An 11,939-nucleotide genomic window follows, 5' to 3' on the forward strand; every position below is an offset into this window, starting at 1 on the left:
AATCATTAAATAGATTGAACATTCTGAATATTCTTTATATTTTACCTTCATGTTCTCCCGTATTTAATGACTCTTTTTAGGAAGTATTCTCTTTCTATCTACTAAACGATTGGCGAATGACCTTGGATCACTTTTTTAAGATGTCATTTTCATCAAGAATTCCTTCCCTTTCTACTTATCTAACGAACGCTTTGTTCAGCTAGATCACTTTTTTTGAAAAAGTTTTTAACCGCTTTTTTTCAAGAAGTACTTCCTTTTCTACTTACCTAACGATCACCTTATTCTGTTGGATCACTTTTTTAAAAATTATTTTAAATTCAAAAGAAAAAGAAAGGTTTCTAAAGGAAACCTTTCTTTTTCTCTTTACTTATTTAAAAAATTCCACATCACGTTGTTTACTTCTTGAGGCTTTTCATGCTGAGGGGCATGAGATGCTTCAGCTAATCGGTGAACAGATATGTTTGGCACATATTCTTCAATACCATCTAAGTTTTCAGGCATAAAAGTAGGATCTTGATTTCCCCAAATAATTTGTACCGGGATGTTTAACACTTCTTCTTCTAACGGAAACAAAGATTTTCTTCGAAGGTCTTCTTCCGTGAAAATCTTTAAATTGCGGTAATAACTTAGCATGGACAGCACAGAGCCATTTTCCCAAGAGTTCATGTATGCTTGAACATCATCAGCTGTTAGGTATCCTTTTTTTACACCTGGGTTGATCACAAGCTTACGCAAACCTGAGAAGTTGTCTCGTTCCATATAGTCCTGTGCTTCTTGTTTTTGAAACCATTTCATATACTCGCTTGCTTTTTGCTGATTTTTATTTGTTCTAAGCTCACGCATAAATGTATAAGGGTGCGGACCGTTAAAAGCAATTAATTTTTGTACATATTCCGGGTAGCGATAAGCGAATGTCCATCCGATTCCTGCTCCCCAATCGTGTACAACTAGCGTGCAGGAGCTGTATCCTAGGCCTTCAATCACTTGGCGAATATCTTCTACTAATACATCAATCTCGTATGATTCTAGTCCGCTTGGCTTTTCAGATAAGTTATATCCTCTTAAGTCCAGAGCAACTGTGTGAAAATCATTAGAAAATTCATCTATCTGGTGTCGCCAAATATGCGAAAAGTCAGGAAACCCATGAAGAAATAGCATAAGCTCTCCTTGTCCCTTGCTTATGTAGTGCAAATTAACGCCATTTACGTTTATATACTGTTTGCTCATTGTTCATTTCCTCCTTTTATGTAGCTGTAGAGCAGTATAACGCTGTAAAAAATGAACGTCAATTCATTTGCTTCGTTCACTTCTTTTTAGTTCTTTTTATGAATATAGTTAATTATTTAGAGTGGATTTTTTTGAAGGAGTGATTAACAATGGCTCATATCTATTCAAAAGGCTGGTTTGTTCAGCAGTTAAAAGCGGCCAATATCTCTAAAATTGATGGAAGAAAGCTAGAAAGTTATAAAACCTACATTCTTCGTAATTTATATGCTGAGCTTATAGAACAAGGTAAAATCGACGGCTAAAAGAGGTTGAGACATAACGAAATGAATCCCATCTAAAGATTTACACAAATGAAATCTACGTTTGTCTTAACAAAAAAACGAACCACTAATCAAAAGTTTTGATCAATGGTTCGTTTTACATTTCGTCTAACATATTTTTGTCCCATCCACTTTTTTTACAGCGATTGCTCAATAAAAGATAATACGCGCTTTACATATTCTTTTTTGTATACATGATAATTTTGAACGTGTTCTGCTTTATCAGTTTTCCAGAAGGAAAAAGCATCCGGGTGTGTTTTAGCCATTTTTTCACTTTCAGTGTAAGGGATTTTTGTATCTCCTGTGCTGTGTATAAATAAAATTGGTCGAGGGTAAATATGCTCGACTGCTTTAATAGGACTAGCTTCAGCAGGATTTACATCTGCAATAACAGGAAGAATAGCAATGGTTAGCGGTGTAAATGGGAAATTTGGTAAATGAGACCATACAGATAGATTTTCTTTTAAATAAGAGGTTAAATCACTAAAAGGACTATCGGCTACCACTGCTTTTACGTCGTCATCTTGAGAGGCTGCTAATAAAGAAGTGGCTGCTCCCATTGAAATGCCGTAGAGCACAATTGGCTCTTTTGTTGTTTCTTTCATTTTCTGAATAACGCCTAATAAATCGAGCTGTTCTTTTACACCAATCGTCGTTTGATTTCCTTCTGAGTCTCCTGAATCTCTAAAGTCAAACATGACTACTCGATATCCCGCTTTTACAAATTCTTTACTCAGCGGCAGAAAGCCAGCTCCTTGTGCTTCACGGTTATTTCCGTATCCATGTGACATAATAATGGTCGCTTTTGGCTGTTCCGTTGGTTCAATCATCCATCCTTTTAAATGGGTTATTCCGTCTTTGCTCAAAAATACTTGATTGCTATAGTGCATGCCGTAATCACTAGGATTTTTCACAGCAGGATTTTTATCTAGTTTTGTCAGGCTTATGCCTACATAAAGAGAAATGGCCGTACAAAGTACAAAACAAAGAATAACAAAGGATATCAGGCTGATCCATATTGTTTTTTTCTTTTTACCTGTATTTGTCTGTCGATTTAGAACTGGAGTCAAGCTCGTTCCTCCTTTTTATCTAAGATCATCTTTCCTATTCTTATTGCTGCTTCCCTTTCTCCATTTTAAAGCTAGCCCATCTATTTTATGAATAAAATTCGTTTTATTTTCCACATATTTTTCCGGTTCAAAGCGATAGCGATGCGCTAGTTCTGTTTTCAACGTTTCGTATTCTTTTGCTGCATCAGGGTGAGTACGCAGATAATCTCGAAACCATATATGCCGATTAATTTCTGGGTGGCCTTTTTCATAAATATGAACGTGGTGGGTTCTTTCATTTCCACCTTTTTGGAAGTGTCGTCTTCCTTTTATGCCGTTTTCACCTTTTGCTTCATATCCAAGCTGTTCCATCTTTTGATTATATGTATCTACTTTTTTTATATCTTTCACTTCAATAAGTAAATCAATAATCGGTTTTGCGCTTAAGCCGGGAACAGCAGTGCTTCCGATATGATGAACCTCTAAAACTTGAGCTGACATTATAGTTGTTAAGGTGGCAGCTTCTTTTGAAAATTCCTTTTCCCACGCGATATTATGAGGTGTCAGCTGAATTTCTCTTACGGACTTCATCTTCAATTCCTCCTTTTGTAACGAAAAAACTGCTTACTATAGAATAGCCTATAATAAGCAGTTTTTCATCATTTAACATGTTATTAAGTTTTATCTAACAAACGCCTGCTTCGCTAAATTAACAACCGTCATATCATCCATTGGAGGGTTGTGGAGCCCAGCACGCACGTCTCTATAATAGCGCTGCAGCGGATTACTGCGCTGCAAGCTACGCGCTCCTACTATGCGCATGGCTTTGTCAACAACCGTACAGGCACTATTGGTCACTACGTGTTTGACAGCTGCTAATTCTCCCGCTAATGCTGCTCGGTCGCTTGTTTCATCCCATTTATTTGCCACGCTGTACATAAAGTGACGCGCCTGCATGAGTTCAAGTTCCATCTCTCCGACTAAACGCTGCACATTTGGCAACTCGCTAATCGTTCCTTCAATACTATTAGGCGAATATTCTGTAGCAAATGCGACAGCATAATCTCTTGCTGCGATGGCTGTACCCATGTAGCAAGCTGGTATATGAAGCAACCAGCCGCTTGGCTCATTCTTTTTAAAGCCACCTAGGCGTTCAACAAGAAAGTCTTGTTCAATATCGACATTTTCTAGCACAAGATCGTGACTTCCTGTCCCGCGCATTGCAATCATATCCCATGTTTCTTCTATTGAAAGTCCGCTTGTTTCACGAGGAATTAAAAATAAGCCGATCTCTTCTTCACCTTCAATGCTTGCTTTTACTAAGAAGTAATTTAACACTGGAGACATCGTGGTGAATGTTTTTCGGCCATTGATTCGCCAGCCTTTTTTTGTTTTTACAGCTAGCGTTTCCGGTTTGCCTCCTCGAGTAGGACTTCCTGTCTTTGGTTCAGTAGCAGCGGTATTAATAAGTGCACCTTTTTCTATTTCTTTAAAAATAAAATCGAGCATTTGCTGACTCCAAGGCTGTTTTTCACGCAAGTCCATTGTAATCCCCATATGCCATCCAATACTAAGAGCCGTAGAAGCGTCCCCTTGAGCAATTAATTCTTGAAATAATAAAAAATCATAAAGGCGTAATTCATCTCCTCCATAGTTGCTTTCTAGAGAAAGACGTGTATAGCCAGCTTCTTTTAACTCTTGAATATTTTCAAACGGAAACGTACCTTCTTCATCTATTTTAAAAGCTCGTTTCTTAAATTTTTCGACTAGAGGTAGCAGTTTTTCGTACGTAGACTTTTGATTTTTATTTACAAATGAAACACTCATTTGCTTCATCTCCTTTTTATATGACAGAGTGTCCCTATCGGATTAATATATAGTTCTTATCATAGCATACCTCATCTTTTCTGTGCATGTTTGGTGTGTTTATCTTTCTCGTTAAATCTATTCTTTTTCCAATTTAATGGTCTGTTTTACCTACACATTCCATACATTTAATGGAATGAAAAGAAGGGAATGGTGTGAATGAATCAATGTCCAAAATGCGGTGCCAGTGCAAGCGCAGATCAATTATTTTGCAATAACTGCGGCTTTTCTTTCACCGTGTCGCCAGCTGCAGCTAAGCATAAAAAGAGCTGGTATATTGGCGGGGGTATTGTGCTTATACTTCTTTTAACTTTTGTATTTTATTTCTTTTTCTCTGGTTCAGAAGAAAAAACGGCTGACCGCTTTATTGAGGCATTGGAATCGAAAGATACAGCTGTGTTAAGAGAGTTATTAGACTCTTCGCAGTCTACTATAGTTATTAATGACACATCTATTCAAGCTCTGTTGGATGCAACTTCCGATGGTTCTATTTTACGAGACGTTGAAAATGATTTAAAAAATAAATCGAGTATCTACTTTACAATAAAAGAACAGAAACATTCACTACTCTTCAAAAAACAGTACGTGGTTGTGCCGTCATCATATTATATCTCCCTCACCACGCCAGAGGATGCAACGGTTACAGTCAATGATACAAAACAATCGATATCCAAAAATCAAACGCAAAAAATAGGGCCTTTTATGATTGGAAATTACCCGCTTACGGCTTCTTATGAAAGCTCTTACGGAAAGCTTACAGACCAAACCACTGTAAACTTTCACCGTCAAAAAGAAGAAAATATATCTGTTGTATTTAAAGGAGCTTACGTTACAATCTCATCGAATAGAGATGACGCTATTTTATTTGTAAACGGAAAAAGCACGGGACTGCAGGTGAATAGTTCATCACAAATAGGGCCTGTTGCCACGGATGGAAGCGTCACTGTTCATGCAGAAGTGCAAAAAGACGGCACCACGTTCAAAAGCAGTCCTTACACCATTCAAAGTGAAGAAAGTATTATATTAAATATACAAGCGCCGCCCGTTGAAAAGGAAAAAACCGTCATAAAAGAACGAGAAGTAATCGTGCCTGGGCCGCGCTCTTATGCTACTTCAAGCTCTTATATTCTTCCTGGTTCGGACTCTTACAAATTAAGCTATAGTGATATTAGCAGTTTGAGCTCGAGTGAACGAAGGCTAGCTCGAAATGAAATCTATGCGCGGCATGGGTATGTATTTAAATCGAAAGATCTTCAAGCCTATTTTTATGAAAAGTCATGGTATACGCCTGATTCATCATTTAGAGACTCCTACTTATCAAGCGTTGAAAAATATAACGTTGATTTTATTAAATCATATGAATAAAGTGAACTCCCCTTTACCCAGGGGAGTTTTTTGATTGAAGCGAGTGCTTACTCCTACGTTTTTTTACATACCATGATCCCTACATACGTTAATAAATTTTTTATAGCCTTCTTCATTCTTTTCACTGTAAAATATAAAGTAGATGTACATAAACTTACTACACGCATAAGGAGAGATGGAGAATGAATGGAATTGGACGACTTCCACAAAAGCTTAATGGACATTTGATTTTAGAAAATATTCAAGAAACCATGATCATTGCAGATCAAGACTATCGTGTGCAGTGGATGAATGCAAGAGCAATTGAAACACTTCAGCCAGTACTCCCAATCTACCAGTTATCTCATATCGAAGAGTTAATTGGAAAGCATATGGACTTCTTTCATTCCAATTCTGAAGAAGCGGAAAATTTACTCACCTCTCTTCATACAACCTACAGAACGCGTATAACGATTGGCAGTCAATACGTAGCAGAAGCTGTGATTCACCCCATTGATACAAAAGACGGCGAGCGTTATGGCTACTTGCTTATGCTATTAGACTTTACAGATCAAGCCGAAGCAGAGCTTGAAAAAGAACGGTTAATTGAGGATTTGTCCACTCCTTTATTAAAGATATGGGACGAGGTTTTAGCTGTGCCCATTACCGGTAAGATGGATATAGAACGTGGAAAGAAGCTAACTGAAACGGTATTGGAGGCAGTTGTAAAAGAACAGGCGCGCTATTTGCTTATTGATTTATCTTCCCTTCATTCATTAGATGAAGAACACGGTTATTATATTAACACGCTCCACGATGCTTTGCGTTTGATTGGTACCACTTGCCTTATTGTTGGTCTTTCTTCAAAAATGGCTCTGTCGCTTGTAGATTCTCAGTTTAATTGGCGAACATTTTCCACTGTCCAACAAAGCATCTCTTACATTTTAGAAAAAAAGAATTGTCGTATTGCACCCATTTCATAAGCCCATCATATCATTAAGTAATCCTCTCTCAATCGCTTTTTCCTTCAATCGGAAAAGGCGATTTTAGTTATGAGGAATTGTGAACGTTTAGGCACTTATCATCATAGGATACATTAATCAACCATAGAAAAGGGTGAGAGCCTATGCCAAGTGTTATTAACATTTATAATTTAAAGATCAACAGTATCTCAAGCAACGGTTCTGTCAACATTGGCGAAGCACTCCATAACAGTCACACGGCTCATTCAAAATCCACTGGTACGAACTCTTCTTATGGCGATGTCTCACCTGCTTCCTCGAAAATGCGAAACATTTATATCGATCCTGATACAAATGACCAAACAGATATTGCAAACGTTGATCATGTCAATGGTTATCAGCAGTGATATAGGGCAATGCTTGTCAACAGCATGACGACAAACGGTGAATACATTCTCTCTGAACGCAATAGGCCGTTGGAGTAGAATGAATAAAAACAGTAAGGAGTCTCTTTATGCCTCTTCAAATTAACGTTTTTAATATCGTAACAAACGGTGTCACACAAAACGCAAATATTGATTTCGGTTCCACCATTCAAAACAGTCACACGGCGAACTCAAAGTTTAACGGCGCAAATTTCTCTTTAGGTAACTTCTCTCCTACTTGCTCTCAAATGAATACGGGCGTGTTAGATCCTGACGTAAGCGATCAAGATCAAATTGCAAACCCTTCAGCTCCAATTGGAAATCAAATTTAGATTTAACGATTTTGTCGTTTTACTTGGCACATTACAAGGAGGTGTGTAAATATGTTTCCATTTGGAAAGTCTCCGTTTAAAGGAATGATGGAAAATATCCCAAAAGGAATGGCATCTAAAGACATGAATAAATATATTCAGCAAATGATTTCTTCTACGATGTCCCATTCTTTTCCGGATTTTATGCAAGGAAATGAATTCTTTAAGCAGGCCCAAGACATGATGAAAGAACAGCAGGATGTGGGAAATGAAGGTCATGGACAACAGCTAAGAAGATTTGATTCAAACGTCATTAATACATTAGACGAATGCATTGTTCAGTTAAAAATTCCTAACCGCGATATTGTATCAAGCATTAAAGTCTATCATACTCCATACGTGTGTACGATTGAAGGAATAGATGGAGAAGAATCCTTCAAAGAAGAAATTCAGCTTCCTTGTTCGGTTCGCAAAAAAGGTACACGCGCCGTATATCGTTCCGGGGTGTTGGAAATCCGGATGCCTAAACATGTTAATATTCCTATGTCTCAAATAGACGTCCACGATTTAGATTAAAGTGGACGTTTTTTTCTGTTTTCATGCATACATATAAAATAGGAAGCGGCAAAAGGCCTTGTTTTATTTTTTTAAAGAAGGTGACAAATATGAATCATGGAAAGTTTAAAAAGTGGGCAGAAACGTTACAAGAAGAAAACCATACAAAATTTTGGGAAAAGATTTTTGACGATGATCCTGAAGAAAAGAATGATACGGAAGCAGATGCTTCTCCTCAAATTGTAAATGAGTATCGAGATTATCCTTTAATTGATGTATACGAATGGGCAAATCAACTGTTAGTTGTGATTGAAATACCCGGTGCTAAACGAACAGACGTCGAATTGACCATGCATGAAAATACTTTACACATATCCGGTTCATCTCTTTTAACGATGAAGGATGCAAATGTTCTTCACAAAGAAAGACGTGAAGGAACGTTTCAACGATCAATCATCCTTCCACCTGCTGTAGGGGAAGCGCCGTGTCACGCATCATTTAAAGATGGTCTATTGCACGTGAAATTTGATTTGTAATTTATTGTGCAGAACTATACGTAGCATGAAAGGCAGGGAATTTCATGTTTTCTAAGTGGTTTAAACAATCGCCTAAAATTGAAACAGTCCGCAAAATAAATCCGTCTTCCCTTCCAACCAAAAAAAAAGTAAGTCCCATAGACCAAAGCTCTAATCAAAAGCGGAAAGAATTACCCGAAAAGATGAAAACTAAAAAACAGTCTAATCTAAAGAAACCCCCTCAGCAGCCAAAGAAGTTGCCGAGCCAAACGGAGCCTAAGACATCTGATGAAGTTGAATTCACAAAATCTGTTCATTCGTCAGATTCAGCGCTGAACCTGCAGGGAATTATTGATCAAGTGACGCGTTTAACCGACGCGATTCCTAAAATAGAAGAGCTTCATCAGCAATTACATGAATCAGCTCATCTTATTCAATCATTGTCTCAACTGCACGAGCAAACAGCTCATTTACTTTCGGCTATGCAGTCAGCTCCTAATTTCGAAGACATTCAAAATCAGCTCTCTGCGTTAAAGGAAGAATCGTCCAATACAGCTTTATATGAGATGGTGAAAACTCTTGACAAAAAGATTGATGAAGTAACTCAGCCAAAGCAGTCCATTGTTGTTGAAAAAATTATGGTGGAAAAAGTATTGTTAGACAAAATTGACCTTAGTAATAATTTTGGCCAGCTAGGAATTAAAGATTTGACCGGCCACTTAAACATTGGTACAACTTACAGCGCTGACTCTGATCAAGTGGATGAAGAAGTCAAAGACTTATTCTCTGTTAAGCTAAAAGAAAAAAAGATTGATGAACATACAACTGAGACAACGATGAGTTCAGGAGGTGAAACAGAAAAGCCTGATCACTCCGAAGAATAAAAAATGACCGCTACTGCTTATTTAAAGCAATTGTCGGTCATTTTTGTTTCCATAAATAGTTGTAATTCTTTCTGTAGGCGTTCCATTAAGAACGCTGAAATTTCTTCTTGATTTTCTTCTTTATGATGAGATGATGCTACAACAATACGGCCTGTTTTTCCTAAGAAAGCCCGGTATTCAATTACCTTCATCGCAGCATGAAGTAGGTTCGCGTCCGAAAGCGGTGTATTTGTTAGTAGAACAATATTCATTTCATTCTCTTTTTGTCCATGTGTCAGTACAGTCAGCCACGAGTAACCTTTATCGTCTTTTAAGCGAACTTCATGACTAGATAAAGACGCAGATTTCCACGCCGTGTTAGAACTGCTTTGCTGTTGAACAATTTCTTGACACCAGTCTAGACCTGTTTCATTGGAACCCAGTGAAAGAGTTCTCAAAGGACGAGCAAAGGATAAACATAGCTTGCCCGGTTCCTTTTGCAACTGATACAACTCATGGAAGTCCGTCTCTGGATATTGATACGGCGGCACAAAAGCAATTTGCCGCTTGTTCACAGCGGGATGGTGAAATACATGCAAATCAACGCCATATACTCTTTTTAACGTAGCTGCATCCTGAAAAATGGCATCCATCCCCGTTTCTTCTACTCTTCCATCTTTCAATAATACGGCATTATCTGCAAACAGCGAGGCAATGTTGAGATCATGCAAAATGGCCAGAACCGTCAAGCTCATTTCCTGCTGTAACGTTTTTAACAGCTGAAGCAGTTCCATCGTATGTTTTACATCTAAGTGATTCGTTGGTTCATCAAGAAGTAAGTAGTCAGGTTCTTGCGCCAGTGCTTTAGCAAGTAACACCCGCTGTTTTTCTCCACCGCTCAGCGATTGAAAGGTATGATTTCGATAGTGCCAGACGTTTGTTAATTTCATCACGCTTTCTACCACTTCTTCATCCTGTGCTGATACAGTGCTAAACAAACCTTTTGCCTGATAAGGATAACGTCCAAGTGAAACAATTTCTTGAACCGTAAATTCTAATCCAATTTGATTTTCTTGCGTCATGACTGCAACTTTTTGCGCCAGTTGTTTTGGTGAATAAGCCTTCACTGACTTCCCTTCTACCTTCACTTCTCCTGATTGAGTGGTTAATACATTCATAATTAAGCGAATAAGCGTTGTTTTTCCGCTTCCATTTGGTCCTAGTAAAGCAACAAAAGAACCTTTGTCTACGGTGAACGTGATGTCACGAACGGTCGGTTTCTGTTTATCGTATCCTCCCGTCACATTATATAGTTCAATCATGATATTCCTCTTTTCCGCATACGTTCTTTTACAAGCAGCAGCGTAAAAATTGGCGAACCAATTAAGGCGGTTACGACTCCAATCGGCAGTTCACGAGGTTCTAATATCGTTCTTGCTATTAAATCGGCTAAAACCAAATAACTTCCTCCGATTAAAATAGAAAGCGGCAGTACATGCTTATGATTAGCTCCCGCTACGAGACGCACTACGTGGGGAATAACTAAGCCAACAAATCCAATTGCCCCAGATACTGATACCGCAGCCCCGGTTAATACGGATGCACCTATTAAAATCATTCTTTTTTTCTTCTTTACGTCTATCCCCATAAACTGAGCGGATTGATCGCCAAATGCTAAGCCGTTCAGCTCCTTCACATGTAACAGCAGCATAATCGTACCGACTAAAAAGAACGGCCCCAAAATTTGAATATGCGACCATCCTCTCATTGATACGCTTCCCATTAGCCAATATAAAACCTGCCTTACATCTTCTTCAGGAGAAAGAGCTACAATTAATGAAATAAGCGCGCTCATAAAGGATGATAAAATAATCCCCGCTAAGATGATGGTTTCATTGGCCAAATTGCCGCTTGCGAGTTTCGTAATACCAAAAACTAAAAGAAGAGTAATAAAACCAGATACGATGCCGACTACAGGCAGCGTGAAGATAGACAAGCCAAAAATACTCCAGTGAAAATAAATTGCCATGACAGAGCCAAGGGTTGCACCTGAGGAAACTCCGATCGTGTAAGGATCCGCAAGAGAGTTTCTTAATAGCCCTTGAAAGGCAGCTCCTGCTATTGAAAGCGAAGCTCCTACTAAAAATGCCACCAGTACTCTTGGAAAACGAATTTGCCAAATGATTAAATCCATGTTTTCCGGACCGTGATATAAGGATAGTCCGGTAAGGTGGCCAATAATAATTTTGATTGTATCTCCTACGGTTAACGAAACTGTACCAATAAATACTCCCATAATCACCGAAGTACATACAATAAATAAACTGACTATGTATAAAATAGATGCTTTGTTTAAAAAAATACGTTTAAAAATCAATACTTTCAGCTCCTCTAGGAAACGAGGCGTGATGTTTTACATTACATTAACCATTCATTTTCCTGTCCATAAACCATGTTTCCATCCTACATAGTATTGGAAACAATCATCTTTTATTTGTTACG

At 38.1% G+C, this 11,939-nt stretch carries 14 protein-coding genes; 8 read left to right on the forward strand and 6 right to left on the reverse strand.

Annotated elements, in window-relative coordinates:
• Positions 1-363 precede the first annotated feature (363 nt).
• Complete coding sequence (locus NST66_RS13995) at positions 364-1,227, reverse strand: alpha/beta fold hydrolase (protein WP_340843433.1); 864 nt, start codon at positions 1,225-1,227, stop codon at positions 364-366.
• A 149-nt stretch (positions 1,228-1,376) separates the two neighbouring features.
• Between NST66_RS13995 and NST66_RS14000 the strand changes: the two genes are divergently transcribed.
• Positions 1,377-1,529, forward strand: coding sequence for a YflJ family protein (locus tag NST66_RS14000; protein ID WP_080754441.1), 153 nt, complete (start codon positions 1,377-1,379; stop codon positions 1,527-1,529).
• Between the two features lie 155 nt (positions 1,530-1,684).
• Here NST66_RS14000 and NST66_RS14005 read toward each other — a convergent pair whose 3' ends face one another.
• From NST66_RS14005 to NST66_RS14015, 3 genes are all read right to left on the reverse strand, one after another.
• The gene (locus NST66_RS14005) at positions 1,685-2,617 is read right to left on the reverse strand and encodes an alpha/beta hydrolase (RefSeq protein WP_049165282.1); all 933 of its coding nucleotides are present in this window, start codon (positions 2,615-2,617) and stop codon (positions 1,685-1,687) included.
• Positions 2,618-2,632: 15 nt separating this feature from the next.
• Positions 2,633-3,187: a GrpB family protein gene (locus tag NST66_RS14010; RefSeq protein ID WP_098113845.1), complete on the reverse strand. Its 555-nt coding sequence runs from the start codon at positions 3,185-3,187 to the stop codon at positions 2,633-2,635.
• Positions 3,188-3,277: 90 nt separating this feature from the next.
• Positions 3,278-4,423 carry an acyl-CoA dehydrogenase family protein gene (locus NST66_RS14015; protein ID WP_049165285.1) on the reverse strand — a complete coding sequence of 382 codons (1,146 nt, stop codon included), beginning with the start codon at positions 4,421-4,423 and terminating at the stop codon, positions 3,278-3,280.
• 198 nt (positions 4,424-4,621) lie between these two features.
• On the opposite strand from NST66_RS14015, the gene NST66_RS14020 reads away from it, so the two are divergent.
• The 7 genes from NST66_RS14020 (at position 4,622) to NST66_RS14050 (ending at position 9,458) form a co-directional block, all read left to right on the forward strand.
• Positions 4,622-5,827 carry a TcaA 3rd/4th domain-containing protein gene (locus tag NST66_RS14020; protein ID WP_034266783.1) on the forward strand — a complete coding sequence of 402 codons (1,206 nt, stop codon included), beginning with the start codon at positions 4,622-4,624 and terminating at the stop codon, positions 5,825-5,827.
• A 182-nt stretch (positions 5,828-6,009) separates the two neighbouring features.
• The gene (locus NST66_RS14025; RefSeq protein WP_028412846.1) at positions 6,010-6,789 is read left to right on the forward strand and encodes an STAS domain-containing protein; all 780 of its coding nucleotides are present in this window, start codon (positions 6,010-6,012) and stop codon (positions 6,787-6,789) included.
• Positions 6,790-6,932: 143 nt separating this feature from the next.
• On the forward strand, positions 6,933-7,175 hold the full coding sequence (locus NST66_RS14030) for a spore germination protein (protein WP_013057625.1): 243 nt from the start codon (positions 6,933-6,935) through the stop codon (positions 7,173-7,175).
• A 107-nt stretch (positions 7,176-7,282) separates the two neighbouring features.
• A complete protein-coding gene (locus tag NST66_RS14035; protein ID WP_013057626.1) occupies positions 7,283-7,525 on the forward strand; it encodes a spore germination protein in 243 nt (80 codons plus the stop codon).
• A gap of 51 nt (positions 7,526-7,576) precedes the next feature.
• Complete coding sequence (locus NST66_RS14040) at positions 7,577-8,080, forward strand: Hsp20/alpha crystallin family protein (RefSeq protein WP_028412845.1); 504 nt, start codon at positions 7,577-7,579, stop codon at positions 8,078-8,080.
• Positions 8,081-8,169: 89 nt separating this feature from the next.
• Positions 8,170-8,595, forward strand: coding sequence for an Hsp20/alpha crystallin family protein (locus NST66_RS14045; RefSeq protein WP_028412844.1), 426 nt, complete (start codon positions 8,170-8,172; stop codon positions 8,593-8,595).
• A gap of 44 nt (positions 8,596-8,639) precedes the next feature.
• Positions 8,640-9,458, forward strand: a complete 819-nt coding sequence (locus tag NST66_RS14050) for a hypothetical protein (protein ID WP_340843434.1) — start codon at positions 8,640-8,642, stop codon at positions 9,456-9,458.
• Between the two features lie 17 nt (positions 9,459-9,475).
• On the opposite strand, the gene NST66_RS14055 is transcribed toward NST66_RS14050, so the two are convergent.
• Together NST66_RS14055 and NST66_RS14060 are read right to left on the reverse strand one after the other, a co-directional pair.
• Positions 9,476-10,759 (reverse strand): ABC transporter ATP-binding protein, encoded by a 1,284-nt coding sequence (locus tag NST66_RS14055; RefSeq protein WP_033579427.1) that lies wholly within the window; start codon positions 10,757-10,759, stop codon positions 9,476-9,478.
• Positions 10,756-11,814 (reverse strand): iron chelate uptake ABC transporter family permease subunit, encoded by a 1,059-nt coding sequence (locus tag NST66_RS14060; protein ID WP_182029108.1) that lies wholly within the window; start codon positions 11,812-11,814, stop codon positions 10,756-10,758. The genes NST66_RS14055 and NST66_RS14060 overlap by 4 nt, the downstream gene beginning before the upstream one ends.
• Between the last annotated feature and the right edge of the window lie 125 nt (positions 11,815-11,939).

It is taken from the genome of Priestia sp. FSL W8-0524 (genome assembly GCF_038005965.1).
Lineage (GTDB): Bacteria > Bacillota > Bacilli > Bacillales > Bacillaceae_H > Priestia > Priestia zanthoxyli.

Excerpts from the sequence above, each read along its gene's own strand:
- NST66_RS14010 (WP_098113845.1), bottom strand. The coding sequence starts at position 3,187 with ATGAAGTCCGTAAGAGAAATTCAGCTGACACCTCATAATATCGCGTGG.
- NST66_RS14030 (WP_013057625.1), top strand. The coding sequence starts at position 6,933 with ATGCCAAGTGTTATTAACATTTATAATTTAAAGATCAACAGTATCTCA.
- NST66_RS14025 (WP_028412846.1), top strand. The coding sequence starts at position 6,010 with ATGAATGGAATTGGACGACTTCCACAAAAGCTTAATGGACATTTGATT.
- NST66_RS14050 (WP_340843434.1), top strand. The coding sequence starts at position 8,640 with ATGTTTTCTAAGTGGTTTAAACAATCGCCTAAAATTGAAACAGTCCGC.
- NST66_RS14035 (WP_013057626.1), top strand. The coding sequence starts at position 7,283 with ATGCCTCTTCAAATTAACGTTTTTAATATCGTAACAAACGGTGTCACA.
- NST66_RS14040 (WP_028412845.1), top strand. The coding sequence starts at position 7,577 with ATGTTTCCATTTGGAAAGTCTCCGTTTAAAGGAATGATGGAAAATATC.
- NST66_RS14015 (WP_049165285.1), bottom strand. The coding sequence starts at position 4,423 with ATGAGTGTTTCATTTGTAAATAAAAATCAAAAGTCTACGTACGAAAAA.
- NST66_RS14020 (WP_034266783.1), top strand. The coding sequence starts at position 4,622 with ATGAATCAATGTCCAAAATGCGGTGCCAGTGCAAGCGCAGATCAATTA.
- NST66_RS14000 (WP_080754441.1), top strand. The coding sequence starts at position 1,377 with ATGGCTCATATCTATTCAAAAGGCTGGTTTGTTCAGCAGTTAAAAGCG.
- NST66_RS14055 (WP_033579427.1), bottom strand. The coding sequence starts at position 10,759 with ATGATTGAACTATATAATGTGACGGGAGGATACGATAAACAGAAACCG.
- NST66_RS14045 (WP_028412844.1), top strand. The coding sequence starts at position 8,170 with ATGAATCATGGAAAGTTTAAAAAGTGGGCAGAAACGTTACAAGAAGAA.
- NST66_RS13995 (WP_340843433.1), bottom strand. The coding sequence starts at position 1,227 with ATGAGCAAACAGTATATAAACGTAAATGGCGTTAATTTGCACTACATA.